The organism is Brumimicrobium salinarum, assembly GCF_002844555.1.
Lineage (GTDB): Bacteria > Bacteroidota > Bacteroidia > Flavobacteriales_D > Crocinitomicaceae > Brumimicrobium > Brumimicrobium salinarum.
On record NZ_PJNI01000001.1, the window covers coordinates 424,440 to 450,142 of the forward strand.

Here is a 25,703-nt window from a genome sequence, read left to right on the forward strand (position 1 = left end):
TTATTGCTTAAAAATAACTTTATTGCCCTTTCCTATTTTTGATGAATCATAGAAGTAAGGAACATTGTCTATAAAGTGCACAAATTTAGTAGATTTATTTTCTACTTTAAAAGAACTTGGGTTTTTTTGAAGTAAATCTATGTTTAATGGAAATGACGGAATCACTTTTACACCCGATGAAGTTAATTCAAAACTACTTGATTTATCATCTATTGTGCTGTGAATTATAACCCTGTGCTTCATTGGTACAATTGTAAGATTTGCTTTATATCTTCTAGATTCTTCTGCTGGATTGGTACACTCATTTAAAACTACATATTCTCCATCTTCATTTAACCCATATATTTTTAAACACCTCTCTTTCTGATCATTAACTAAATAAAAATATTTCCCCTCCAAGAACAAGCCTTTTCCTTGAATTTCACGACGAGAATTGTTTTCTTGGTCTATGTAGTAACTTCCATTTAAAGACACATTCTGAAAAGTAGAAACAATAGGATCGAATTTTTTAAGTGTAATGGTATTTCTGGCAATTGGTTCAGCTTTTGGCGTAAAAGAGTAACTCCGCGTATGGTTTTTACCATCTGAAAATTCATAGCGCGAAAAACTAATTCTATTTTCGTCAGCCCCTTCAAAAATAAGCTCACTTTCTTTTCCGTCTTTGAGGAGATCCATATCTGATACCGGTCCTTGATAGTGATAAACACGATTGTTATGATGTGTAATAGAAACAAAAAAGTTTTCAAAAATTCCTTTATCTTTAACAGGTAATTGCAAATGAAAAACTAGTGATTTTGGCGTATTTACAATCTCTTTTACTATTAAATCGGAAGGAGTAGTGTATTTATAACTCCTAATCACCGCAAGTAGATCAAATTTTGTTGGAGTAATGCTACCACTTTGATTGACTTGGTTGTATCTAATTTTGTTTTTTACAGGCTCAAGATCATCAACAAAATAGATATAGTCTGACATTCCCGATACAATAAGGTGGGTGTTTTCACTTTTTGGATAAACAGATCTGTTCCATGCAATTTCTCCTTTGATATCCAATAAGCTAAAGTTAATTTCGCTCGTTCTCTCTGTAGGGTCGCTTCCTAAAATAAGTGTACCTTTTCCAGGCCACTCCACAATTTCTTCAAAGGGAAACTTACCTGGAGTTACTTCTATTTCATTTTGAGCAAAAAGTGGAGCAATTAATATTGTCAAAAAAGTGGAAAAAATAATCTTTTTCATGAATGGCTATTTTTATGTTAAAATTTAAAAATACAGAATTATTAAATGCTTTTATACTTCTTGCTTTAAAAAATTAACATAATTCGATATTTAATCGCTTAGTAAACTTTCCATTAGAACAAAATAAGGCACCATTAACTCAACACGTTTTATTCAATTAGCAATTTTTTGTATTTTTGGAAATACTATACTAATTAAAAATTATATGAAAAAAATATTTATATTCCTTGGCTTTGTGTTTTCAATCCTTCTTAGTTTTTCCCAGCAGGGAGACGGAGGACAACCTCAAGGATATGCAAAGCTCTTAAAAAGTAATATTCAAATTCCAGAACAATCATTTAAAACACCAGATGTTGCTACTCTTCGTGCAGAAGACCGCATCAATGACGAATTAAAAACGGGACCTTGGCGATTTGGTTATAAAAACAATACATCGCTAACTTTGCATAATTCAGGGATATGGAAAACCCTTGCAAATGGAGATCGTGTTTGGTTATTAAAAGTTTCTTCGAACGAAGCCATAACCATGAACCTTATTTTTTCTAATACTGAAATTCCAAACGGTAATAAGTTATACGTTTTTAACCCAGATCAAAGTTTTATATTAGGTAGCTTTACACAAAAACATCTATACAAAGGTGAGCTTGGAACGGAATTAATTCCAGGTGACGAAATTATTGTTGAATACTATGTTCCTGCATATAATGCAAACAATCTTGGAAACATTGAAATTTCAGCAGTAACTCATGGATACCGATCAGCACAAGAACTTTATGCCAAAAGTTTTGGAAGTTCAGGTAGCTGTAATATGAATGTAAATTGTCCAGATGGATCTCCTTATATAAGTCAAAGAAATAGTGCTATTATGGTTATTGTAGGGGGAACAAGTTTTTGTTCGGGAGCACTCATAAACAACACCAATTTTGATGGAACTCCTTATGTGCTTACTGCAAACCATTGTTATAGTAGTAATTATGCGAGTACCATATTTAGATTTAATTGGCAGGCAGATGATTGTAATAATCCAAGTTCTAGCCCTTCATTTCAATCAATTACAGGAGCAGAATCTAGGGCGAAAAGATTAAAATCAGATTTTTGGTTAATGGAAATTACAGCTGGATTGCAAAACGGAACGATACCCCAATCATACAGTCCATTTTTTGCGGGTTGGGATAGAAGTAATACAATTCCGAGTGCTGCATTGAGTATTCATCATCCTGCTGGAGACATTAAGAAAATTTCCTTTGAAGACGATGCTCCAGCACCATCAAACTTTACAATTGGAGGAACAACAAGTGACCCGAATGGGACTTGGAGAATTGAATGGGATAGAAACACCACCACTGAAGGCGGATCCTCAGGTTCTCCTTTATTCAATGATGCAGGCCAAATTATTGGTCAACTTTGGGGTGGAAATGCTGGGTGTTCAGGGCCAAACTCTAGTGGAGGAAATGATTTTTATGGAAGAGTTTTTAACTCGTGGAATCCTACAGGAAGTAATAATGACGGACAGTTAGAACATTGGTTAGACCCTGGAAATACGGGAAGCTCAGAAATTGAAGGCTATGACCCTTATGGTTCTAATTTTGAAGTGGACGCCAAAATAACTAAAATAGATGGTTATGATAATGCTTTATGTACTACAGGTTTTTACCCAGTAATTGATGTTGTAAATGCAGGAAGTAATAATTTAACTTCATTTACAGTCCGATATTCTTACAATGGAGCAATGTATCAAACTTACGATTGGACGGGGAACCTGAATACGTATGCTGTTACTTCAGTCCAACTTCCATGGATGTTTAACGTAAATGGCAACAATACTATTTCCATTGAAATTATTAATCCTAATGCAACAACAGACGAAGATCCGACAAATAATACTATGAGTGCTAATTTTGAAGCAAAAACAGATGGGTTAATCGCCGACTTTGAATTCAACCTTGATTGTTGGGCATCTGAGAGTTCTTGGGAGTTGAAAGACGAAAATGGAGTTATTATTTATGAAGGTAATAACTATACTCCATCATTTCCAGATGGAATTGTTGTAGAAGAAGAGTTTTGTTTATCAAATGGATGTTATGAGCTAATTTTATATGATACCGAAGGTGATGGTGTAAATGGTAGTACCTATACTAACTGTAACAAAAGTGGAAGTATGACTTTAACACAACGCGCAGATGGACAGGTGCTGGCCGTACTATTAGAACAGGATGCAGATTTTGGAAGTGAAGCTAGTTACAACTTTTGTATTGATAATGTTGGTTTAGAAAAAGATGATTTATCTCAATCAATAAATATTTACCCTAATCCTTCTTCTGGTTCATTTACTGTTGAAACCAATATCGAAGGTCAAAAAACAGTAACATTGTCTAATATAACAGGGGAGGTTATCAATGTATACGCTTCGAATAAGGATAAGATATTGGTTCAGGAAGAACAATTGTCTTCAGGGATCTATATGTTAACCATTGAAAATGAAAGTCAACGAGTGGTTAAAAAATTAATAGTTAAATAGTATTTGTATAAAATTTACAATACATGATTATTGAATGACTAATTGTTCAGTTTTCTCAAAGTGTTATATAATACCTTAAAAAGACCTCCAATTTGGAGGTCTTTTTATATCTTTAAAATAAACCTATCTTTGCAAAATGGCTGGTATATATGTTCATATTCCTTTTTGTAAGCAGAAATGTTCTTATTGTGATTTTCATTTTAGTACAACATTTACAGCTTACCGACAAAAGATGATTGATGCCATTAAAACGGAAATTGATTTAAGAAAAGCTGAGCTAGACAATCAAATTATAGAAACGGTTTATTTTGGTGGAGGAACGCCTTCACTATTAACATTTAATGAACTGTCAGAAATTACCAAGTCCTTACATCAAAACTATGACATTAGCGATGAGTTTGAATTTACTTTAGAGGCTAATCCTGATGATATAAATCCCGAACAATTAAAAAATTGGAAAAATGTTGGTGTAAATAGATTAAGTATAGGGCTACAGTCATTTTTACAAGACGATTTAGACTGGATGAACCGGGCTCATACTGCTGAAGAATCAGTTAAAGCTGTTGAACAAGCCAAAACTGCTGGTTTTTCTTTAACAGTTGACCTAATTTATGGTTTGCCTAATCGTTCACTTCAAGAGTGGACCTCAAACATAAAAAAACTTGTTGCCTTAAGGCCTGAACATATTTCGGCATATTGTCTTACGGTGGAGAAAAAAACCGCTCTTCATCAGATGATTAAAAAAGGAAAACTACCACTTGTTGGAGAAGAGGACCAAGCGAATCAATTTGAATTATTGGTGGATGTTTTAGCATCATCAGGTTATGAACAATACGAGATTTCTAATTTTGCTAGAAATCAAGCATTTTCAAAACACAATGCTAATTACTGGAGAAACGTTAATTATATTGGAATTGGTCCTTCTGCTCATTCTTTCGACGGAGGAAGTAGAAGATGGAATGTTGCGAATAATCAGCTGTACATCAAAGGAGTTAATCGAGGAGAAGACTACTTTGAAACAGAAATACTAACACCGAAAGACCAGTTTAATGAACTTTTACTCACTGGGTTAAGAACTAAATGGGGGGTAGATCTCAATGCTTTAAAATTTAAACATTGCACGACTAAAGAATTTGAAAAACAAGTAGAACAATTTAAAAATGATGGACTCCTCTATGAAACTTCCAATTCACTGTTTTTAACTGATAAAGGGAAGCTACAAGCTGATTATGTTGCGGCAATGTTATTTATCGAATAGAAAATTAAAACCAATCTTAATTTTAATAAGTTTAAACCTTTAGGTGAATACATATATTGATTGAAATAGACGATAAGTTAATACGCTTTACTCAGATTATTTTAATAAACTAAAATGACCATGGTGCTTTTCTCCAATTCCAAGGTGATTTGTATATCTTATACGGTACACGTAAATACCATCCTTTGCAATTTTATTTTTATAGGTTCCATCCCAACCTTCTTTAGTGTTATGCGTTGAAAATATTTTTTGTCCCCATCGATTATACACTTCAAATGTATAGTCAGTAACATCATAAACAACAGGTTTAAACACTTCATTATATTTCCGCTGATCAGGAGTAAAGGCATTGGGAACATAAATTGTGGTATATGGTTCAAGATATATTTCACGAATTGCCGTATCGATGCAACCATAGCTATTACTCACCACCTGATACGGATAATGATAACCACCTTCAATAAAATGATACTTTAAGTTTCTTTGTGTGGTATCTGCTTCTGGAGTTAGCTGATAATAATGAAGATCGCTATCAATGCTGTTGTCAATAATTTCCACTTCAGAGTTAAAAATAGTTAGCTCCTGTGGTGATATTGAGAAATCGGCGATAGGTGAAGGATAAACTTCAATAAGAGCAGTTTTGCTCATATTAAGTGTTCTTTCGCATCCTCTCTTCGTGGTAATTGTTAAATCGATATCATAGACACCTATGTTTTCATAATAATGAACAGGATTTTGTGCAGTGGATGTATTACCATCTCCAAAGTCCCATTTATAGTAAATTTTTGTTTGCGCAAAACTGCTGTCGATAAAATTTACCGCCTGGTTTTGGCAAAATATTTCGTTTGAAACGCCAAAATTAATTTTAGGTTCTTTGAAAACAATTGCTGTATCGGTGTATGTGTCTTTGCAATCTTTCCAGAAGACTGTATAATTGACAGGAAAAGCACCTGTTGTATCATATACAATATTATTCATGGTCTCGTTGGTTCCAGTTGTTGGGTTTGCATTCTGACCAAACTCCCACAAAAATGTTGCGTCACTTTTGTAGTCTCCTTCGCCTTGAAAATCAAACGAATTACCATTAAAACATTGTCCATCAGGTTGATCAAAAAACGAACTAATTGATTCATAAACTTCAAACTCTTGTGTTGTAGTTTCTGCGCATGACCAACCAGGATTAACTGTTAAAGTAACTGTATACACCCCTTCTTCAGGAAAGGTAAATGTTGGGTTTTCGTCCGTGCTTGTATCTGTAGATGTTCCTGGTACACCAAAGTCCCAAAGATAATTTTTTCCTGGAGTACTATTGTTTTCAAAGTTAATGGTCAATCCGTCGCATACACTTTCATAATTAGGTAAGTTTTCTTGTGGTATTATTTCGGCGCGAATATCAATTTCGCAATTAAATACTGTAAATAAAAAATCTCGTTGAGTTTGTCCGATCAGCACACCATTTCTATATTCTTTAACAGTAACACCAACCACAAACTTACCGATTAAATCTGGTGCAGCGATTAATTCGCCTGTTGATGGATTAATAGAAATTGAACCTGAAGGCCCAAAGGGAACTGTTTCAGAAAAACCATTTTCCCAAACGATATAATTCATTGGTGGATTATTAGGAGGGTTTGGTTTAGGGTCAAATGTTGATCCACCGTGCAAAGGAGTGCTCAGTTCGTAAACAAGCTCATCACCATCTGGATCTGTTGCTGAATGATCAAATATTAGGGGTTCATTGTTACAAAGTAGAAGCGGAGGATAATTCGTAAAGCGAGGACTGCTGTTGCAACTAATGCCGCTATTTGTTCCTGGAATTTCAGTAAGAAGTGTAAGGCCTTGGTTTCCCGGATTATATAAATTGACAATATCAGGACCTCTGCAACATCTTTCATACGTTAGAATATAACCTTCTTCTAGTGGAGGTAGCGTAATTGTTTTTGTATAAATTGCCTCTTGTACGCAAATGTCTGAAGGAGGAGAAACACATGGATTACTAAAAATTACGGGTAGAATTTCGCTACCAGGATAACTTATAGTTTCGGTTTTTACACGTGAATAATCTTCTTTTTTAAAAACACCTAAAAGTAAAGGATTATCGTATTCAGCTCCGTTGCTGTTACAATCTCTGTAAATCTTAATTGTTACCCGATACTGATTATTCCCTAAACAATCATAGTACATTTCACCACCTACAATATGGGATGCATAAACCTTTAAAGGTAAAAGAAAGAGTACGAATGATATGTATTTTAATAACTTCATTTACAGTTCAAAAATACGAAAATCAAAATTCATGCCCTATTTTGAAAAGGGGAGATTATATAAATTCGTATGAATGAATGTATATTTGTAGGTGTTGATTAACAAGTCATTACTGATTGTTTTTCCTTTTTGAGGCTTGCCATTAAATTGTGGGGCTGGTATGTTTAATGCCTCTGTTATTGAAGTGTAATATTCTTTTTTACTTGGATGATGAGGTGTAGAAGCATTAATGGATGTATTCCAAGAGTTGTTTTTTATCACATGTTCAATCACGCCAATACAATCTTGTAAGTGTATTAAATTAACAGGTTCATTTCCACCTGAAACTTCTTTACCTGACATGTATTTTGCTGGGTGACGCTGTTTACCAACTAATCCCGACATCCTTATTATCGTTAACCTTTTTTGAAATAGATCTTTTAAGGCTTTTTCGGCTGCTATAACATGGGGCGCACTACGTGAAGTCCCATCTAGTTCATCTGTTTCTATAGCAATTTGATTTTTATTTGCATATACAGAAGTTGAACTGATCATAATAATTTTTGCTTCTGCTGGAATTCGTCTAGCAACATCCACTAGAAAGTTTGCATACTCTTCTTTTAGCGTAGATGGTGGAACACACAACAATAGAAAATCAAGTTTTTTCAACCAAGTGAAATCTTCAGGTTTTACTTGATTAGTCAAAAAGTGACTTTCAATTCCTTTGCTATTTAATAGTTTAAGTTTCTCTGGTGTTGTGGTTGTTCCGTGAACCACATATCCATCATTTACCCATTTTTCAGCTATTGATAATCCAAGCCATCCACATCCTACAACACCAAAAGTTTTATTTTTCATTTATCTATTTTTATTTAATATGTACATATAAATATATCGGTGACTTACTGCTGAGATTAATAGATTTATTTGAAAAGACAGATTTTAAATGATTATTTTTTCAAAAGTATTTTATGCGTTAAACATTCAATATCTAAATTCAATTATAATAAATTGAGGATGTTAATTTATAAGAATTTGCATGATCGTAAACGCATGATTCAAAATAAAAAAGGTGTGAACGAATCCACACCTTTTTATAAACGATATGCAATTACGCTTGCTCCTCTTTGGAAGCAAGAGCTTCTTTAATTTTATCTTCAAGCTCAACCATCATTTCATGGTTATCTGCTATGATTTGCTTTACCGCATCTCGTCCTTGACCTAAACGTGTTTCTCCGTAAGAAAACCAAGAACCACTTTTCTTGATAATCCCTAAGTCAACACCTAGGTCTAATATTTCACCAACCTTTGAAATACCTTGTCCGTACATAATGTCGAACTCTGCTTTTCTGAAAGGTGGCGCCACTTTATTCTTTACAATTTTCACTTTTGTTCGGTTACCAATGACCTCGTCACCATCTTTAATTTGACTAGAGCGACGAATATCTACACGTACAGAAGAATAAAACTTTAGTGCATTACCTCCTGTTGTTGTCTCAGGATTTCCGAACATCACTCCAATCTTATCTCTCAATTGGTTAATGAAAATACAACATGTTCCCGTTTTATTTATAGAACCTGTTAATTTTCGAAGCGCTTTAGACATTAAACGCGCCTGGAGTCCCATCTGACTATCGCCCATTTCTCCTTCAATCTCAGCTTTTGGTGTAAGTGCAGCAACTGAGTCTACCACTAATAAATCAATTGCTCCAGAGCGAATTAAATTATCAGCTATTTCTAATGCTTGTTCACCATTATCAGGTTGAGAAATGATAAGCTCGTCTGTATCAACACCTAGTTTTTTCGCATAAAATTGATCAAATGCGTGCTCTGCGTCAACAAAGGCTGTTATTCCACCTTGTTTTTGTGCTTCAGCAATAGCATGTATTGCCAAGGTTGTCTTACCTGATGATTCAGGTCCGTAGATTTCAACTATTCTTCCTTTTGGAAAGCCACCAACGCCTAAGGCGATGTCTAGTGTGACTGATCCCGAAGAAATTGCTTCGACATCTACTATTGCACCGTCTCCCAATTTCATTACAGAACCTTTTCCGTAGGTTTTGTCCATTTTGTCCATTGTCAATTGAAGCGCTTTCAATTTATCATCATTCGCTTTTGACTTTTCTTTCGCTTTTTTCGTTTCTGCCATATCGTTTATTTTTTAGCAAATTTAGGTTTGTAGATCGTAAACTTTTTACGTTCTGAAAAAATTATGTTGATTTTAAGTTATTACAAATCGAATTTTTCTAATATTTCTTCTGCATGCGCCTTTGTTTTAGGCTTTTTGATTATGTCATGAATTTTTCCTTCTTCGGAAATCAAAAAAGTCGTACGATGTAATCCATCGTATTCCTTCCCCATAAATTTTTTAAGTCCCCAAATCCCATACGCTTGAATAACTTCTTTTTCTGTATCAGCAATCAGTGGAAAGGGAAGTTCGTGTTTATCAATAAATTTTTGGTGGCGCGTTTCATCATCTGGACTTACTCCCAAAACTACGATTTCATGTTTTTGTAGAGCTTCGTAATGATCTCTGAGGTTACATGCTTGATTAGTGCAGCCTGGAGTCATATCTTTAGGATAAAAATACAAAGCTACTTTTTTTCCTTTGTAATCGGATAGAGAAATTTCATTTCCGTTCTGATCTTTCGATGTGAATGCTGGAGCTGTATCTCCTTTTTCTAAATGTGTCATTATTGATATTTATTTAAACATTGTTTTGACGAAATATTAATCAAATATAGTAAGATTTTTTAATCATTCTCATTTTTCAGTAATATTTCTTAATTTTTTTTACTTCCTCTTATTTAAGATAATAAAAAATATTAATTCAACAACATGAATGTATAAAAGGAATGAAAATTGTATTTTTGAATCATTGTTTAATTTTAGAATACAGTAATGAAACTATTTTTTGGAATCACTTTAATTATCTTATTGTCTTTACTCTATGGTTGTGGGCCAAGTTACAAAGCTATTCAATTTGAAAAAATGAGGACGCCTATTAATCCCATTGCACATAAAGGAGTAAATGAATATACGCCTGTGGCACATTTAGAATATGCACAGCAACCGCTTCGTGAGCAAGAATATTATGTTCAAGAAGTAAAAAAAAGAAAACAAGAGTATCAACAAGCTTTAGACCGCTATAATAATGCTTCTATTGTTGAACGTGTTACGCAAGGTTTGGTTGAACCAACATTAATTTTACCTGAAGCTCCTGTTATACCATATATGATTAATACTGCAGAGTTTGAAAGCAGAATTAAAATTGATGGTATGAAAAGAAGTGAAGGTAACGGACTCAAAGTAAATATTTATTTTGAAGGTTTTCAATACGATAATATAAGACTGGAAGACACCATTAAAACAAGGAATAAAAATGGTGTTCAAGTTACAGATTCAATTTTTAGTGCATCAACAAGAGTTAGACATCCACTGCGTATAAAAGTTGTTGCTCCAAACGGTGAATCATATCGCAATAATATTCCTGCAAGTAGAAGTTATAAACAGTTGCAAACACAAAAGTTTACCAGTAGATACAAAGCGGAGAATAAACTTTATGAAATGATACAAAACGAAGAGCAAAACCTTTATAAAACTCACGCAACTGATATTAATGGAACATTAAATAGTCAGTTTGGAACGCAATTAATGCAATACACCGTCAATTTGTATCAAAAGGAAACAGATAAAAACCATAATTATTCTGATTTAGAAGAAGCTAATATCTTGGCTCAAATAGGGTTTAAGGAACTTCATAATAACCCAAATAAAGCTTATGAAAATTTAACTCAAGCTTATGGGATTTGGAAATCGGCGCTAAGTGAACATGAATCTTATAAAAAAGCAAGAATTAATGATAAGGTAAGACAAGGTATATTGATTAATCTACTCGCTACAGCTACATATACAGATAATTGGGAAGATGCAATGAAATATTCAACATTGTTAGACAATTCAAAGTTAACAGCCCAAACGACTACCGAATTTCAACGTTTGAAAAAAATTCACCGGGATTTAAAGTCGCGGTATGATGCATTAAGACAATAAAGGTTTCTAATTTGCTGATTTAAATAATAGGGTAATCGAATTTTTCATTATAACATGACATTAACAGCCTTAGATTACGGAATAATTATTATTATTTTTCTTGCAGTAATTGCAATTGGATTTGTGGTTTCTAAAAAGGCTGGAAAAAATAGTACAGAATTCTTTTTATCGGGTAGAAATATGCCGTGGTGGCTGCTTGGTTTCTCAATGGTGGCTACAACCTTTTCAACGGATACGCCTAATCTTGTCACAGATATTGTACGAAATGACGGAGTTTCTGGAAACTGGGTTTGGTGGGCGTTTTTAATTACTGGATTACTCACAGTTTTCGTTTATGCGAAATTGTGGAGAAGATCTAACGTTGAAACAGATATGGAATTTTATGAATTGCGCTACGGAGGAGCTCCAGCCAAATTTCTACGTGGATTTAGATCTATTTACTTAGGATTGGCTTTCAATGTTTTAGCTATGGCTGCTGTAACGCTTGCCGCAATTAAAATTGGACAGGTTATGCTCGGACTTTCTTCTTATGAAGTGGTCGGAATTGCAGGAACAATTACGGTTTTGTTTAGTGCAATTGGAGGTTTTCGTGGGGTGATTTACTCAGATTTCCTCTTGTTTTTTGTTGCTATGGCAGGTTCTATCGGTGCGGCGTATTATTTGGTGAACTTGCCAGAAGTTGGAGGTTTAACAGAGTTAATTTCGCATCAAAATGTTAAAGATAAAATTGATTTAATTCCTAAATGGAGCGACAAAGAAAAGTTTATTAGTATTTTAATTATTCCTTTGGCAGTTCAGTGGTGGAGCTCTTGGTTTCCCGGTGCAGAACCTGGTGGTGGTGGATATATCGCCCAAAGAATGTTGGCAGCAAAAAATGAAAATCATGCAGTGGGTGCAACTTTCTTTTTCAATGTGATGCATTACGCTTTACGTCCATGGCCATGGATTATTGTTGCTTTGGCTTCATTAGTTGTTTTTCCAGATATAGCAAGTATTCAAGAAGCATTTCCCAATGTGGAAGAAAGTAAATTAGGTCAAGATTTAGCTTATTCTGCGATGCTCACAATGCTTCCTGCTGGACTGTTAGGATTAGTTCTGGCTTCATTGGGAGCTGCGTACATGTCTACTATATCCACCCATTTGAATTGGGGTTCCTCCTATATTGTACATGACTTTTATAAGCAACACATCAACGCGGATGCGAGTGAAAAGGAATTGGTTAGGGTAGGAAGACTATCTACGGTTGTTTTGATGATCATTAGTGCGTTAATTGCGTTGTTGTTAAATCATGCCACACAATTGTTCGATATTATTATCATGTTTGGAGCAGGGACAGGACTCGTGTTTATTTTACGTTGGTTCTGGTCAAGGATTAATGCGTGGAGTGAGATTACAGCAATGTTTGTTTCTGGGATTATATCTCTTCTTGTGAATTTTACTTCTGTTGGTCCTTTGTTGTTTGGAGGAAATACAGAAGAAGGCGTTTTTCAAGAAGGGGTTTTTGTTGCTTGGATGCAATACCCTTTCGTAGTTTTAACCACTACAGCTTGTTGGTTAATCATTACTTTTATTACACCAAAAGAAGAGAATGAAGTGCTCTTTAACTTCTATAAGAAAACACAACCCGGTGGGCCTGGATGGAAAAATGTGATTAAAGCTGCAAAAGAACAGAATGTTGACCTTGTAGAAGATAAAGATGAGTGGACTGTTCCTACCGGAATACTAGCTGTACTTGTCGGAACAATAGCTGTCTATGGTGCGCTTTTCACTACAGGAAAATTTATATACGGGGAATATAAAAATGCTGGAATCTTTTTGCTCATCACACTGGCAGCAGCATTTTTACTTTTGAATTTATGGAAAAGGCTTAAAGGAAAAACCTTTTAATCTTCCTGATCATAAATGTATGCCAATGCCTTGTCGATGGTTTTGTGTTTAAATTCGAAACCAGTATCTAGTATTTTGCTGTTATCGATGCGTACACCTTCCAACACAATGGATGACATTTCACCCAAGAAAAGCTTCAGCGCAAATGCTGGAACTTTTGGTAACCACAATGGCTTTTTAAGGTGATGAGCTACTTTTCTAGTTAATTTTTCATTCGAAATATTCGCAGCAGAAGCATTGTAGGCTCCGTCCAGTTGGTGGTTTACGGCATGAACATAAATGCGAGCGATGTCTTTCAACGTTATCCAAGGCATCTTTTGTTCACCAGACCCTAAAGGCGCACCAACATATTTTTTTATGGTTCCTGAAATTTTAGGAAGCGCTCCACCTTTTTCGGTCAATACAACTCCAGTTCTTATTTTTGCAACTTTTTGCTGAGGGGAAAATAAATCTGCAACTTCTTCCCATCTTTTTACAATAGTAGATAGAAAGTCTGTTCCAAAACCATCGTTCTCTTTATAAATTTTTATGGGGTCATCAAAACCATAACATGTAATTCCTGAAGCAGAAATATAGTGTGCTAATGCAGGCATGTTTTGACTTGTTTCATGAAGGAATTGCGTTGGTTTTATGCGTGAATTGAAAATTTCTTCTTTCCGTTTTTCAGTCCATCTTTTGTCTGCAATTCCAGCGCCAGCAAGATTGATAATGACCTGAACTCCTTTAATTGCTGCTCGATCAATTTCTTTTTTCTTTGGGTTCCAATGAAAATAAGGAGGATGTGGGTTTTCTTGACGCGTTAGAATACGTACCTCATGCCCGCACTTATTGAGTTCTTTTTTACCTCTTGACCAACGAGGCCTGAACCACCAGCTATTAAAACAATACGTTTGACCACCTTTTTCTCCATTTTTTATTTCTTTCAACAATAATGAAAACAATCATTGAGGTCGCGAAATTACAATTACTATTTCGTTTCTTCTAAAAAAATGGTAAATGAATAGGTTATAAAGCAGAACTTGCCTATTTTTGAATGAACTAAAATTGATTTTATGAAAACTACATTAACAATAATGATTGCCTTTTTTATGATTTCGACCTCCTTTTTATTTGGTCAAAATGAAACGGTAGAAAGATTCGAAAGTGTACCGAATGAAGTGTTTAAAGAAGCTCTAGTAAGTGGAGAGTTTATTGTATTAGACGTGAGAACTGTTGAAGAATACGAAACAGGAAACATCGAAGGTGCAAAGTTGTTGGACTATAACGGAGAGCATTTTAAACAAGCGCTTGAAGATATGCCTAAAGATCAGAAGTATTTAGTTTACTGTGCCGTTGGTGTACGCAGTAAAGCAGCAATGAATGATATGAAGGATGCTGGGTTTAAGTATGTTTTAGAGCTTGATAAAGGTATTGAAGAGTGGGATTAAGTATAATCTGTTTGTTTCATTTTTATTTCTCTTTGAAATAAAACAATGCGAACAAATTTTATAATAAATTATAGAAAAATCATTAGTGCTTCTTATAGTGCTAATGATTTTTTTTGTTTTAATTTTTTTCATTCATTTTCACGTAATGTTGGAAATAAAAATAGGCTGAAAAGCTTATTCTTTAAAAGATATTACCAGCTTTTTAGGTTTGTTGTCCCTTTAAAATAGATAATCAATGAGTTTGTATATGTGGATTAATGTATTAATTATCCTTTTTCTCTTACTTCTTTCGTTTGAAAAGAAAATACGTTTTTACACCTATTGGAAAACCTTATTTCCCGCTCTTTTGGGTGTAGGAAGTGTATTTGTGGCTTTGGTTATCTATTTTACTGATGTTGGAGTTTGGAGCTATAGTCAAACCGGTTTAACAGGATATTCACTTTATAATGTTCCTGTTGAAGGATATCTTTTGCTTTTTACCATCCCATATGCAGGTGTTTTCATTTATGAAGCAGTAAAAATTTATTCTTCATCTTACCGTCCGGTTCGTCTTTCGTATTATTTTGCTCTTTTGTTTACCCTTTTCGCTATTGTTACAGCTGTCATGTACAAGGATAATGTGTTTACTTTTACAACCTTTTTAGGAGCTGGATTACTGAATTGGATCGTTTATTTTGGATTTACTCCACGTTGGTATCCTTATTTTTGTATTTCTTTCTTTAGTGTTCAAATTCCGCTTTTAATTGTGAATGGTATATTTATGAGGATAGGGAAAAACATATCTATTCTTCACTTCAATGAAAATAAAATATTAGAGATGAAGATTTTTTATACTCCTTTAGAGCTCATCTGTTTTAATTTCTTGCTGCTTTTTTCCGTAATTATTATACATGAGTATTTCCGTAATTTGTGGGAAAACAAACAAAAAAGTACGTAGCAAGGCCACGTACTTTTTGAGTCTTAATCGCAAACCTATGGTTGCATACCGTTTGATTTAGGTGGTTATTGATTAAGTTAATTAGCGAGTGTTAGTTTGTTAGCTCAATGCTACAGCGTTTTTTACCTCAATTGAGGTGAAAGATTTTGAAACTCCTTTTTTAGATAGGTACTTTCTTGTAATTAGCTTGCCTGTAATAGCCAATTGCGTGCCTTTTTTACCAGACTTAGCAATGTAATTTGCAGTAGGGCCCCATGCATGAATATTGTGCCAAAATGTTTTATCATGTTTATTCCCTTCCTTATCTACATATCGCTCATTTGTTGCTAGTGTAAAACGCACTTTTTTTGCGCCACTTTCAAAGTTTGTGATCTCAGGGTCGATACCTATGTTTCCGATTAATTGAACTTGATTTCTCATGATTTTGATTTTTAGTTAAAATTTGATTTATAGAATTACCATATCGTTTATTTCTATTTCGGTAAACGACTTTCGCTGACCGTTATTGTTATAAAAACGTGATCTTAATCGACCTTCGATGGCTAATGCTTGACCTTTTGATCCTAACTGTTCTAATACAGGAACCCACTTCCCCCATGCCGTAACACGATGCCAATTTTTTAAGTTTTTGGTATTTCCTTCAGCATCGAGATAAGTTTCTTTTGTCGATAATGAAAAGCGAGCTATTTTTTTTCCTCCTTCCATTTCTACGAATGTTGGATCAGATGTCATTTGACCTATTAAATTAACGTGATTCATTTGTTGTACTCTCATGATTTTATGTGTTTAGGATTACTATTTAATTTTTATGAAGAGTGCCCAAGTGTTTCCTGAGCACTCATACGATTTTGTTTAGGATTATGCTTTTGATTTTTTATCTGCATCCTTATCACGGTTCAATACCATAAATTCACGCAATGTGATTTCTGTTTTGTAGCGTTTTTCACCTTCTTTAGTTTCGTAAGAATCGTTGACTAACTTTCCTTCTAAAACAATTTCAGATCCTTTTTTGAGCAACTGCTTGCAAAGTTCTGCGGTCTTACCCCAGGCAACGACATTGTGCCATGTAGTATTTTCTACCCATTCGCCTTTCTTGTCTTTATAAGCCTCGTTTGTTGCTAGACTAAAACGTGCAAGAGAATTCTTATCACCGAATTGTGTGATTGCTGGATCTGCACCTAAACGACCGATTAAACTAACTGTGTTTCTTAATGTGTTCATGTCTGTAAATTTTAATTAATAATAGTTTGAACTGTTTATCAAGCTGACTCTCAGCCATCGACACTGCAAAGGTGGGGTAAGTCCTAAATCAGATTCGGTTATTTGTCGCTTGTTGTCGAATGTCTTTCGTTTGTAAGTGGTTAAAACCGTTTACAGCACTTTAAAATAAGAGTTGTATGAAAAAATAAAAAAGTGAAGATTTTTGATGTTTTTTTGGTGTAGTATTTTTTTAACACCAATAATCCGATAAAATGAAGTACTATTATTAGAAAGCGGAATGGTAATAATGTTGAAAATGAACAAAAGGCCTTTCATTTGTATAAGCATCAGAGAGATTAGCGAAACCTGTTTTTATGTAACAAATGTTATATACGCCTTAATGAAGTTTAGTTATATTTGCACTCAATTTTAAATTATGCATGCACAATGATTAGATTTTTTATTACTTTATTTTTTGCTATAGTCATTAGCTTTAGCCTTACAGCTCAAAATCATTTTACAACCTCTGTGGAAGTTCAAGGAAATAAGACAATAGTGATTGAGTTAGTTACTACTGGAATTGAAATTTTAAATTCTGGAACCCCTCCCTATAGTTGTCCTAATGGTTATAACTATAATATACTGTTTGACTACTCAATAAAGAGTTACAATAGTAATGGAACTGAAACAGGTTTTAATCAAATTTATACTCTTCAAGGTGTTTTTATTTGTAATAATGAAACTTCTTTTTTTGACCTACCCAACTCTCTAGATGAAGGGTCTGGTAAAACTGTTGGTAATATTTGGAAAGGTGATTCTGATTGTAATTCTGCAACAGTGGAAAGTTTATATTGTAATGAAATTGTATTTGAAATTAAAATGAAAGGTTATGACGGAAGTCGTTATATTACTGTGCCTGGGACTTCTTTACTCCCCATCGAACTCATTACTTTCGATGCAATCAAAAAAGACCGTCAAGTTGAGCTTTCATGGAAAACAGCAACAGAGACAAACAATGACTTTTTTACAATTGCGCGTTCTGTTGATGGAAAGTATTGGGAAGATTTACAATACATCGAAGGTGCAGGTAACAGCGTACAAGTTCAAGAGTACTCGTATACAGACGATGCACCTTACGCAGGGATTTCTTATTATAGGTTAACACAAACAGATTTTGATGGAACACAGAAGACCTTCCCAATCGTTTCAGTTGAACAAAAAGACTTAGAGGTCTTACAGGCTTATCCAAACCCTGTGGTTCATACAGTGACTTTAATGGGTGTAAAAGAAAATCAAGCTATACGTATATTTAATGCTGTCGGTATAGAAGTAACTGAAAACACGCAGGTTTCAATTTCTCCATCAAAGAAAACACTCATTAATATGAATGATTTGCCAAAAGGTGTGTACTATATTGTAAATGGAGCTAAACAAATTAAAGTGCTTAAGCAATAATTCAAGAGAATGATAATGAAACGAAGCCAGAAAGAGGAAACTTTTTCTGGCTTTTGAGTTTATGTAAGTTACATGAGTTACACACATTCTATAGTAAAATTCGGACCTTTGTTCTTAAAGATTAAGATTATGGCAACAATAAATTTAACAGCAGAACAATTTAAATCGGATGTGTTTGATTATACAACTGAAAAAGAATGGAAATACAAAGATGATGTCCCGGCAATCATTGACTTTTATGCGGACTGGTGTGGCCCATGTAAAATGGTGGTGCCAATTTTAGAAGAACTTTCTGAAGAATACAAAGGAAAAGTAAAAATCTATAAAGTAGATACAGAAGTGGAACAAGAATTATCAGCAGTCTTTGGCATAAGAAGCATTCCAAGTATGCTTTTCATTCCTGTAGGAAAGGAACCTATGATGCAAGCAGGTGCGCTTCCAAAAAACTCATTGAAAGAGATTATTGAGAAAGAGCTTGTTTAATTATGAATGATGAATGTTTAATGATGAGCGATGAATTATGAGTTATGAATAGTGGTGCAATTCAACGTTCATAATGATGGTGCAATTCAACATTCATCTTTCATAACTCATCATTACCCTACAACTCATCATTACCCTACCGCATCACATTACTCACCTTCTCCAACGCATCATCTACGCTCTTTACATCCGAAAAAATCAATCTCAACTTCTCATTTTTCTGATTCATTTTTACGCCTTTTGGATTCGTTTGAACGAAGTTTAATACTTGCGTGAAAATTGGACTTTGGTAATAAAGATGTTCTGGATTTTCATGGAAATATCCAATCATTTTTTCGGATTTGATGATTAAACGCGTGAAACCAACTTCTTGTGCTTTTCGTCTTAAACGAATGGACTGAAATAAATCTTCAACTGCTTTTGGAATAGGTCCAAAACGGTCTTTTAATTGTGCTTCGAAGGCTTTCAATTCCTCCTCAGTTTGCAAGCTATCTAATTCTTGATATAAAGAAAGTCGCTCCGAAACATTGTTCACATAATCGTCTGGAATTCGGATTTCTAAATCGGTTTCTAAGACACATTCTTGAATGAACTGCTGATAATCATCAGTGTTTCTATTTTCAAATAATTCTTTAAATTCAGATTGACGCAATTCGTCGATGGCTTCGTTTAATATTTTTTGATACATGTCGAAACCAATGTCGGCAATGAAACCTGATTGTTCTCCACCCAATAAATTACCCGCACCACGAATGTCTAAATCTTTCATGGCAATGCTAAACCCTGCTCCTAAATCAGAGAATTGAACCAAGGCATTTAATCGTTTTTGTGCCTCTGAGGTTAACATGTTATAGCGCGGCGCAATTAAATAACAGAATCCCTTTTTGGTGGATCTTCCCACTCGACCACGCAACTGGTGCAAGTCACTTAATCCAAAGTTATTGGCATTGTTGATGATCATCGTATTGGCATTCGAGATATCAATTCCCGACTCGATAATGGTTGTCGCCAATAAAACATCGTATTCATGATTGATAAAGCCCATCATGATTTTCTCCAATTCTTTTCCATCCATTTGACCGTGACCAATGGCAACGCGAACGCCAGGACACAAACGCTGAATCATGCCTGAAACTTCTTTAATGTTTTCCAAGCGATTGTGAACGAAATAAACTTGTCCACCTCGACTCACTTCATAAGAAATGGCGTCTCTGATAATTTCTTCGTCAAATTCAATAACTTCTGTCAAAACAGGCTGACGATTGGGCGGTGGCGTATTGATAATGCTTAAATCTCTCGCGCCCATCAAAGAAAATTGCAAAGTTCTCGGAATTGGTGTTGCGGTCAATGTCAAAGTATCTACCGTTGCCTTAAGCGTTTTTAGTTTATCTTTTACCGAAACGCCAAATTTCTGCTCTTCATCAATAATAATAAGACCTAAATCTTTGAATTTTACCTTTTTTCCAACGATTTTGTGCGTTCCAATGAGAATGTCAATTTTTCCTTCTTCTAAATCTTTTAATGTTTCATTGGTTTGTTTGGTTGTCTTAAAACGATTTACATAATCAACTCTAACAGGAAAATCTTTCAATCTTTCTTTAAAACTACGGTAATGTTGTAAAGAAAGAATGGTCGTAGGAACTAAAATAGCCACTTGCTTTCCATCGGTAGCAGCTTTAAAAGCAGCGCGCACCGCAATTTCTGTTTTCCCAAAACCAACATCTCCACAAATTAAGCGATCCATGGGCGTATCTTTCTCCATGTCTTCTTTCACTGCTTCGGTAGCCTTTAATTGATCCGGTGTATCTTCGTAAATAAAAGACGCTTCGAGTTCGTTTTGCAAATAAGTGTCGGGTGCATAAGCAAAACCGGGCTGACTTTTTCTTTTGGCGTACAATTGAATTAAATCGAAGGCAATTTCCTTGATTTTCTTCTTGGTCTTGTTTTTTAATTTCGCCCAAGTTTGTGTACCCAATTTGTTCATCGTAGGCGCTGTTCCGTCCTTTCCTGTGAATTTCGAAATGCGGTGCAAAGAGTGAATGGAAACGTAAAGCACATCGTTGTCTTTATACACCAAACGAATCGTTTCTTGCGGTTTTCCGTTGACATCAACTGTTTCTAATCCGCTAAAACGACCCACTCCATGATCGATATGCGTAACATAATCGCCTTTTTGTAAATCGTGCAATTCTTTTAAAGTCAGTGCTTGCTTGGCTTGTCGGAATCCTTCTTTTAATCTGAATCTGTTGTAACGTTCGAAAATTTGATGATCGGTATAACAAACCAATTTCAATTCCTCATTGATAAACCCTTCGTGAATGGAACTATGAATCGGTGTGAATTCGGCATCAGCTTGAATATCTTTAAAAATGTCTATTAATCGTTCGATTTGTTTGGGTTGATTAGAGAAAATCAGATTGGTAAAACCTAAGTTTTTGCGTTGTTTTAAATCCTCGGTTAACAAATCGAAATTCTTATTGAACGCCGGTTGTGGTTTATCCGAGAATTCAATTTTATCTGCATTTTTATTGGTGTAATCTGGACCCCATTCAATTTGCGAAAAAAGTGGCGCTTCTTTCTCCCATTCTGTTGCATGAAAATACAATTCTGAAGGTTTTGAATGCGTTACGCCAGTATCCGGCAATTCATTAAAAATATTCGCTGCTTTTTTATATTCGTTTTCCAGCTGACCTTTAATTTCTTTGTATGAACTGATCCAAATTGTAGTTTCATTCCCCACAAAAGAAAGGAAACTTCCGTTTTCTGCTTGGTCGAGCGACAACTGAATATTAGGAACGATATGAAAAAATGCATGTTCTTTAATTGAAAGCTGGGAAACAGGATCAAAAGTACGAATGGTTTCCAACTCATCTCCAAAAAACTCCAAACGAAAAGGCTGATCATTGGAATACGAGAAAATATCTACAATTCCACCACGAATAGAGAATTGACCCGGTTCGTAAACGAAATCAACAATATTGAACTCATGTTCTAGCAAAAATTCGTTGAGGAATTCCAATTCATATTCCTCACCTTTCTCCACTTTAAAGGTATTGGTAGAAAGTTTTTGTTTGGTAGGCACACGTTCAAACAATGCTTTTGGATAGGTCACAATCCAAGAGTTGGGCGATTTTGTAATTTTGTCTAAAGCTTCCGCTCGACCAACTACATTGGCATTATCAACCTCCTCCAATTTATAAGGCACTCGGTAAGAAGCAGGATAAAAAACCACTCTATCATCATCAGGATAAAGGTTCTGCAAATCGTTTAAAAAATAAGCCGCCTTTTCTTTGTCTTCCAAGATAAACAAATGGTGTCCCGGCACTTGTTCGGCAGTAGCACTCGCATGAAAAGCCTTACTGGCTCCAATTACATTTTTCCACTGCAATTGCTTAGGCCTATTCTCCAGTTGCTGAATGGTTTTCTGTACCCCTTCCGATTTTTTAAATTTTGCCTTTATTGTTTTAATATCCATGCCTTATTCAATTGGGTTTGCAAAGTTAAACTAACTATTGCGTTATTCATAACATTGGGAGTTTGGGATTGTTTTTTTTGTAATTGGAAGTTTCAAAAGGAATAGAATCGTTGAAAAGTTAGGTATTCAAAAATATACGTCATTTGATTTGTGCACAATGATATCTTGATAGTAAAAATCATTAACCCGGATTATTCATGCATTTAATTTTAAATCTATTCTAGGCACAAGACCTAAAGTAATATATGTATATTTCGCGGGGCTTGTAACGACGAATAGATCAAAATTAAATCAAAATCTTACAAATACACAAATACCCAAAAATGGGTTTCTCAAATTTTACAGGAAATACAGTTAAAATACTGACTTACGGATGTTAATATTCTTAAACTTTAAGATTGGTGAATAATTCGGGTTAAGCCTTTACTGTTTCTTGAGGCATATAGTTTTAGTCATATCATTCTTTGATCAAAATGAATGTTCTTATTATATATAATATATTTTCTATAGAGTTTTTCATTAATTTTAATCTCACAAAAGCTTTAAACAATGAACAGATATATCCTTTATACACTGCTTTTTTTAGGTTTAATGTCTTTTTCTTCTTGCAAAAAGAAAAAGGTAATTAAAGATCTTCCTTCAGGCGTGATAGAGAATATGACGTTTAAAGAAACAGTGCTAATTGATGGTCATGGATATGATGGAACGATTATTAGAAATTGTGTTTTTGAAGATATTTCTGGAGATGGATTGCAAATTAGAGATGTAAATAATCTCATTATCGAAGATTGTATTTTTAGAAATATTGAAGAAGATGCTATTCGTTTTAGAAACAGTGGCTCTTCCGATGGTGTACAAATTCTCAATAATCAAATCTATAACATTAAGGAGAATGGAATCCTAGCACCCGAGGGCCATGTGAATACTGTAATTAAAAACAATATTATTCACAATGTAGCCACAAGCAACATTTCAAGTCAATTTGGATCGCCACATCATGGTATTTACTTTCAAGGATTTAACGTCAAGATAGAACAAAACACCATTTACGATGTCATCAATGACAATGGCAATGGCATAAGCATTCGAACGTATGGAACTATTGTGAGAAACAAACTCTATCGTGCAAAAGATCACGGAATAAGTTACTTTTCAGATCATCCTGGAGATGCAAAACAATTACTCATCGAAAATAATGTGATTTTTGATAATGGAAAAAGAGGAATTCATTTGGCGAGTAATGGAGAAACAGCTAATCATATCGGAAGTGCTCTTGTTCGTTTTAACACCATTGTGTCGAATACAGAATCTACAATCGGAATAAACGATGATTTGAGTAATGTTACTGTTGATTTGTTGGCCAATATTTTAATTCGTACAGATGGAGGGTCAACTTATATTTATGCTAATGTTCCGTTTAATCAAGAGAAAAACATCACCAGTAATGGTAATCTTGGTTTTGTTGATTTTTCGAACAGAAATCTGCGTTTAACGAATGCTTCTTCGGCGATCAATTATGCCGTTGGATTAACGGATTTCCCAAGTATAGATTTTGATGGTAATACTAGGACGATAGGTTCGCTTGATGCCGGAGCTTTTGAAAATCAATAATTGGTTTGTATTCGTAAGTTGATTTTCATTTTTAGAATGTGTTAAAACGAAGAAAAGGCAAACATGATTGAAATCATTTTTTAATCCCTCTCTCCGCTGTATATTTGAATACAATCAAACACAAGTACTATGAAAGCAATTCTAAAAAAAACCGGAATGTTTATATTGTCATTTCTTTTGATATCTGTAATTCTGTTTTCATGTAAGAAGGACAATTCAGAGCCTGCCTCCGATCCATCACCAATAACGGTTGATTCGTATTTAAGATTTCATCACAAAGTAGATAATCAAGCGGTAGTTTTCGATACAGTTATGTACATAAACGAGTTTGGAAATACCTTCAGTATAGAAACCATTCGTTATTTTATTTCTAATGTCGTTTTTGTTCGGTCAAACGGAGATGAGGTGCATATTGCTGACGCCATCTATGTTGATGCGCGAGAAGAAGGATTCAAGGATAAGAAAATTACCAGCCCAATATCAAATGGGGATTATACAGAACTGCGTTTTACATTTGGTTTAGATTCTACAATGAACCAAACAGGAACTTTTAGTAATTTTCCTGAGGCAGCGATGGAATGGCCTATGATGATGGGCGGTGGATATCATTATATGAAGTTAGAAGGCCGATACGAAGAATCTGGAAGTTATAATCATTTTAATTTCCATACGGGACCCTTGAATAATAACAAAAATTACTTTCAGGTCGAACTACCTTTGAGTTTCAATGTATCCAATGGTTCTTTTGATATTTCTCTTGGAATGGAAATTCAGAATTGGTTTAAAAACCCAAATACTTTTGATTTAACAACAATTTCAAATGGAATGATGGGAGATCAAAATAAACAGGAGCTGGTCAAAAACAATGGCTTTGACGTGTTTTTCATTGAATAAACTGTAATTTCATGAAACAAATACTTAACATATTCGCTTTTATTTTAATTGGTTTTTTCTTCTTTTTAAGTTGTAAAAAGGATGAGGTGGAAACCTATGAAACCTATCAACCTACACCTGTAAATATTGATTATCCTTCTAATTTTCCTGACATGGTGATTCCAGATGATAATCAGCCTACAGAAGAAGCTATCGCTTTGGGAAGGGCTTTGTATTATGATAAAATTCTATCTAAAAATCAGGATAAGTCATGTGCATCATGTCATGATCAAACCAAAGCGTTCACTACTTTTGAGTCCAATAGCTTAGCGCATATTAATTTAGCATGGAATTATCAGTATTTATGGAATGGCGGAGTACAAGGTTCACTTGAAGATGTGATGATGTTTGAAGTCGAGGATTTTTTTGAAACCAATATTCAAGTTGTAAACAACAATGCTACCTATAAAACATTATTTAAACAAGCTTATGGTGTTACGGAAATTACAGCAAAGGAAATTGCGTATGCGTTGGCTCAGTTTTTTAGAACGTTGAACTCAACGGACGCTAAGTTTGATCGTTTTATGCGTGGAGAAGTGAACCTTACTCCTGAAGAATGGGATGGTTACGACATCTTTTTTACTGAAAGAGGAGATTGCTTTCACTGTCACGGAACGGTTTTATTCCACGATAATATTTTTGGAAATAATGGCTTGGATTTGGATCCAGACGCTGGCTTATATGCCATAACAGGGGATATGAATGATTTCGGAAAGTTTAAAACACCTACATTGCGTAATATTGAACTTACTGCTCCTTATATGCATGATGGACGATTCGAAACATTAGAAGAAGTCATACAGTTTTATAGTCTTGGAGTGGTGCATGAATCCCCAAATTTATCTCCTTTAATGAAATACTCTGCTTACGGAGGTATACAACTTTCGCAACAAGAAACCAATCACCTCATAGCTTTCTTAAAAACACTAACAGACCAAAGTTTTGTTACAAATCCTGCACTTTCAAATCCAAATTAGTGCATTTTT

The 25,703-nt window shown here is 34.5% G+C and carries 21 protein-coding genes; 11 read left to right on the forward strand and 10 right to left on the reverse strand.

Features of this window, described 5'->3' with window-relative positions:
* Positions 1–1,236 carry a hypothetical protein gene (locus tag CW751_RS01930; protein WP_101333266.1) on the reverse strand — a complete coding sequence of 412 codons (1,236 nt, stop codon included), beginning with the start codon at positions 1,234–1,236 and terminating at the stop codon, positions 1–3.
* A 205-nt stretch (positions 1,237–1,441) separates the two neighbouring features.
* Between CW751_RS01930 and CW751_RS01935 the strand changes: the two genes are divergently transcribed.
* Together CW751_RS01935 and hemW are read left to right on the forward strand one after the other, a co-directional pair.
* On the forward strand, positions 1,442–3,754 hold the full coding sequence (locus CW751_RS01935) for a T9SS type A sorting domain-containing protein (RefSeq protein ID WP_101333267.1): 2,313 nt from the start codon (positions 1,442–1,444) through the stop codon (positions 3,752–3,754).
* 136 nt (positions 3,755–3,890) lie between these two features.
* Complete coding sequence (gene hemW / locus CW751_RS01940; protein WP_101333268.1) at positions 3,891–5,012, forward strand: radical SAM family heme chaperone HemW; 1,122 nt, start codon at positions 3,891–3,893, stop codon at positions 5,010–5,012.
* A gap of 96 nt (positions 5,013–5,108) precedes the next feature.
* Here the strand turns inward: hemW and CW751_RS01945 are convergent, their stop codons facing one another.
* The 4 genes from CW751_RS01945 to bcp form a co-directional block, all read right to left on the reverse strand.
* On the reverse strand, positions 5,109–7,277 hold the full coding sequence (locus CW751_RS01945) for a PKD domain-containing protein (protein WP_101333269.1): 2,169 nt from the start codon (positions 7,275–7,277) through the stop codon (positions 5,109–5,111).
* Positions 7,278–7,313: 36 nt separating this feature from the next.
* On the reverse strand, positions 7,314–8,114 hold the full coding sequence (locus CW751_RS01950; RefSeq protein ID WP_101333270.1) for an NAD(P)-binding domain-containing protein: 801 nt from the start codon (positions 8,112–8,114) through the stop codon (positions 7,314–7,316).
* Positions 8,115–8,367: 253 nt separating this feature from the next.
* Positions 8,368–9,405 carry a recombinase RecA gene (recA, locus tag CW751_RS01955; RefSeq protein ID WP_101333271.1) on the reverse strand — a complete coding sequence of 346 codons (1,038 nt, stop codon included), beginning with the start codon at positions 9,403–9,405 and terminating at the stop codon, positions 8,368–8,370.
* A gap of 80 nt (positions 9,406–9,485) precedes the next feature.
* Positions 9,486–9,950, reverse strand: coding sequence for a thioredoxin-dependent thiol peroxidase (gene bcp / locus CW751_RS01960; RefSeq protein WP_101333272.1), 465 nt, complete (start codon positions 9,948–9,950; stop codon positions 9,486–9,488).
* A gap of 207 nt (positions 9,951–10,157) precedes the next feature.
* Here bcp and CW751_RS01965 point away from each other — a divergent pair, with 207 nt between their 5' ends.
* Positions 10,158–11,309: a hypothetical protein gene (locus tag CW751_RS01965; RefSeq protein ID WP_101333273.1), complete on the forward strand. Its 1,152-nt coding sequence runs from the start codon at positions 10,158–10,160 to the stop codon at positions 11,307–11,309.
* 54 nt (positions 11,310–11,363) lie between these two features.
* Positions 11,364–13,196 carry a sodium:solute symporter family protein gene (locus CW751_RS01970; RefSeq protein ID WP_101333274.1) on the forward strand — a complete coding sequence of 611 codons (1,833 nt, stop codon included), beginning with the start codon at positions 11,364–11,366 and terminating at the stop codon, positions 13,194–13,196.
* Here CW751_RS01970 and CW751_RS01975 read toward each other — a convergent pair.
* Complete coding sequence (locus CW751_RS01975; RefSeq protein WP_205677766.1) at positions 13,193–14,122, reverse strand: TIGR01777 family oxidoreductase; 930 nt, start codon at positions 14,120–14,122, stop codon at positions 13,193–13,195. The two genes, CW751_RS01970 and CW751_RS01975, sit on opposite strands and share 4 nt — an antisense overlap.
* Before the next feature lie 126 nt (positions 14,123–14,248).
* Here CW751_RS01975 and CW751_RS01980 point away from each other — a divergent pair, with 126 nt between their 5' ends.
* Together CW751_RS01980 and CW751_RS01985 are read left to right on the forward strand one after the other, a co-directional pair.
* Positions 14,249–14,623, forward strand: coding sequence for a rhodanese-like domain-containing protein (locus CW751_RS01980; protein ID WP_101333276.1), 375 nt, complete (start codon positions 14,249–14,251; stop codon positions 14,621–14,623).
* 235 nt (positions 14,624–14,858) lie between these two features.
* Positions 14,859–15,560 (forward strand): lycopene cyclase domain-containing protein, encoded by a 702-nt coding sequence (locus CW751_RS01985; protein ID WP_133122099.1) that lies wholly within the window; start codon positions 14,859–14,861, stop codon positions 15,558–15,560.
* 99 nt (positions 15,561–15,659) lie between these two features.
* On the opposite strand, the gene CW751_RS01990 is transcribed toward CW751_RS01985, so the two are convergent.
* From CW751_RS01990 to CW751_RS02000, 3 genes are all read right to left on the reverse strand, one after another.
* Positions 15,660–15,980, reverse strand: a complete 321-nt coding sequence (locus CW751_RS01990) for a single-stranded DNA-binding protein (RefSeq protein ID WP_240612514.1) — start codon at positions 15,978–15,980, stop codon at positions 15,660–15,662.
* A gap of 27 nt (positions 15,981–16,007) precedes the next feature.
* Positions 16,008–16,334: a single-stranded DNA-binding protein gene (locus CW751_RS01995; protein WP_101333279.1), complete on the reverse strand. Its 327-nt coding sequence runs from the start codon at positions 16,332–16,334 to the stop codon at positions 16,008–16,010.
* An 84-nt stretch (positions 16,335–16,418) separates the two neighbouring features.
* Positions 16,419–16,781 (reverse strand): single-stranded DNA-binding protein, encoded by a 363-nt coding sequence (locus CW751_RS02000; RefSeq protein WP_101333280.1) that lies wholly within the window; start codon positions 16,779–16,781, stop codon positions 16,419–16,421.
* A 426-nt stretch (positions 16,782–17,207) separates the two neighbouring features.
* Between CW751_RS02000 and CW751_RS02005 the strand changes: the two genes are divergently transcribed.
* Together CW751_RS02005 and trxA are read left to right on the forward strand one after the other, a co-directional pair.
* Positions 17,208–18,215: a T9SS type A sorting domain-containing protein gene (locus CW751_RS02005; protein ID WP_101333281.1), complete on the forward strand. Its 1,008-nt coding sequence runs from the start codon at positions 17,208–17,210 to the stop codon at positions 18,213–18,215.
* 129 nt (positions 18,216–18,344) lie between these two features.
* On the forward strand, positions 18,345–18,698 hold the full coding sequence (gene trxA, locus CW751_RS02010) for a thioredoxin (protein ID WP_101333282.1): 354 nt from the start codon (positions 18,345–18,347) through the stop codon (positions 18,696–18,698).
* 136 nt (positions 18,699–18,834) lie between these two features.
* Here the strand turns inward: trxA and mfd are convergent, their stop codons facing one another.
* On the reverse strand, positions 18,835–22,173 hold the full coding sequence (gene mfd, locus CW751_RS02015) for a transcription-repair coupling factor (RefSeq protein ID WP_101333283.1): 3,339 nt from the start codon (positions 22,171–22,173) through the stop codon (positions 18,835–18,837).
* 549 nt (positions 22,174–22,722) lie between these two features.
* On the opposite strand from mfd, the gene CW751_RS02020 reads away from it, so the two are divergent.
* The 3 genes from CW751_RS02020 (at position 22,723) to CW751_RS02030 (ending at position 25,694) form a co-directional block, all read left to right on the forward strand.
* Positions 22,723–23,784 (forward strand): right-handed parallel beta-helix repeat-containing protein, encoded by a 1,062-nt coding sequence (locus CW751_RS02020; protein WP_101333284.1) that lies wholly within the window; start codon positions 22,723–22,725, stop codon positions 23,782–23,784.
* Between the two features lie 129 nt (positions 23,785–23,913).
* Complete coding sequence (locus tag CW751_RS02025; protein ID WP_101333285.1) at positions 23,914–24,678, forward strand: MbnP family protein; 765 nt, start codon at positions 23,914–23,916, stop codon at positions 24,676–24,678.
* A gap of 11 nt (positions 24,679–24,689) precedes the next feature.
* Complete coding sequence (locus CW751_RS02030; protein WP_101333286.1) at positions 24,690–25,694, forward strand: cytochrome-c peroxidase; 1,005 nt, start codon at positions 24,690–24,692, stop codon at positions 25,692–25,694.
* The last annotated feature ends 9 nt before the right edge of the window (positions 25,695–25,703 follow it).

Bases quoted from the DNA above. Each gene is read 5' to 3' on its own strand.
- hemW (WP_101333268.1), top strand. From the start codon at position 3,891: ATGGCTGGTATATATGTTCATATTCCTTTTTGTAAGCAGAAATGTTCT.
- bcp (WP_101333272.1), bottom strand. From the start codon at position 9,950: ATGACACATTTAGAAAAAGGAGATACAGCTCCAGCATTCACATCGAAA.
- CW751_RS01935 (WP_101333267.1), top strand. From the start codon at position 1,442: ATGAAAAAAATATTTATATTCCTTGGCTTTGTGTTTTCAATCCTTCTT.
- CW751_RS01950 (WP_101333270.1), bottom strand. From the start codon at position 8,114: ATGAAAAATAAAACTTTTGGTGTTGTAGGATGTGGATGGCTTGGATTA.
- CW751_RS01985 (WP_133122099.1), top strand. From the start codon at position 14,859: ATGAGTTTGTATATGTGGATTAATGTATTAATTATCCTTTTTCTCTTA.
- CW751_RS02005 (WP_101333281.1), top strand. From the start codon at position 17,208: ATGATTAGATTTTTTATTACTTTATTTTTTGCTATAGTCATTAGCTTT.
- CW751_RS02030 (WP_101333286.1), top strand. From the start codon at position 24,690: ATGAAACAAATACTTAACATATTCGCTTTTATTTTAATTGGTTTTTTC.
- mfd (WP_101333283.1), bottom strand. From the start codon at position 22,173: ATGGATATTAAAACAATAAAGGCAAAATTTAAAAAATCGGAAGGGGTA.
- CW751_RS01995 (WP_101333279.1), bottom strand. From the start codon at position 16,334: ATGAGAGTACAACAAATGAATCACGTTAATTTAATAGGTCAAATGACA.
- CW751_RS01965 (WP_101333273.1), top strand. From the start codon at position 10,158: ATGAAACTATTTTTTGGAATCACTTTAATTATCTTATTGTCTTTACTC.
- CW751_RS01990 (WP_240612514.1), bottom strand. From the start codon at position 15,980: ATGAGAAATCAAGTTCAATTAATCGGAAACATAGGTATCGACCCTGAG.
- trxA (WP_101333282.1), top strand. From the start codon at position 18,345: ATGGCAACAATAAATTTAACAGCAGAACAATTTAAATCGGATGTGTTT.
- CW751_RS02025 (WP_101333285.1), top strand. From the start codon at position 23,914: ATGAAAGCAATTCTAAAAAAAACCGGAATGTTTATATTGTCATTTCTT.
- CW751_RS01970 (WP_101333274.1), top strand. From the start codon at position 11,364: ATGACATTAACAGCCTTAGATTACGGAATAATTATTATTATTTTTCTT.
- CW751_RS01980 (WP_101333276.1), top strand. From the start codon at position 14,249: ATGAAAACTACATTAACAATAATGATTGCCTTTTTTATGATTTCGACC.
- CW751_RS01930 (WP_101333266.1), bottom strand. From the start codon at position 1,236: ATGAAAAAGATTATTTTTTCCACTTTTTTGACAATATTAATTGCTCCA.
- CW751_RS02020 (WP_101333284.1), top strand. From the start codon at position 22,723: ATGAACAGATATATCCTTTATACACTGCTTTTTTTAGGTTTAATGTCT.
- CW751_RS01945 (WP_101333269.1), bottom strand. From the start codon at position 7,277: ATGAAGTTATTAAAATACATATCATTCGTACTCTTTCTTTTACCTTTA.
- recA (WP_101333271.1), bottom strand. From the start codon at position 9,405: ATGGCAGAAACGAAAAAAGCGAAAGAAAAGTCAAAAGCGAATGATGAT.
- CW751_RS02000 (WP_101333280.1), bottom strand. From the start codon at position 16,781: ATGAACACATTAAGAAACACAGTTAGTTTAATCGGTCGTTTAGGTGCA.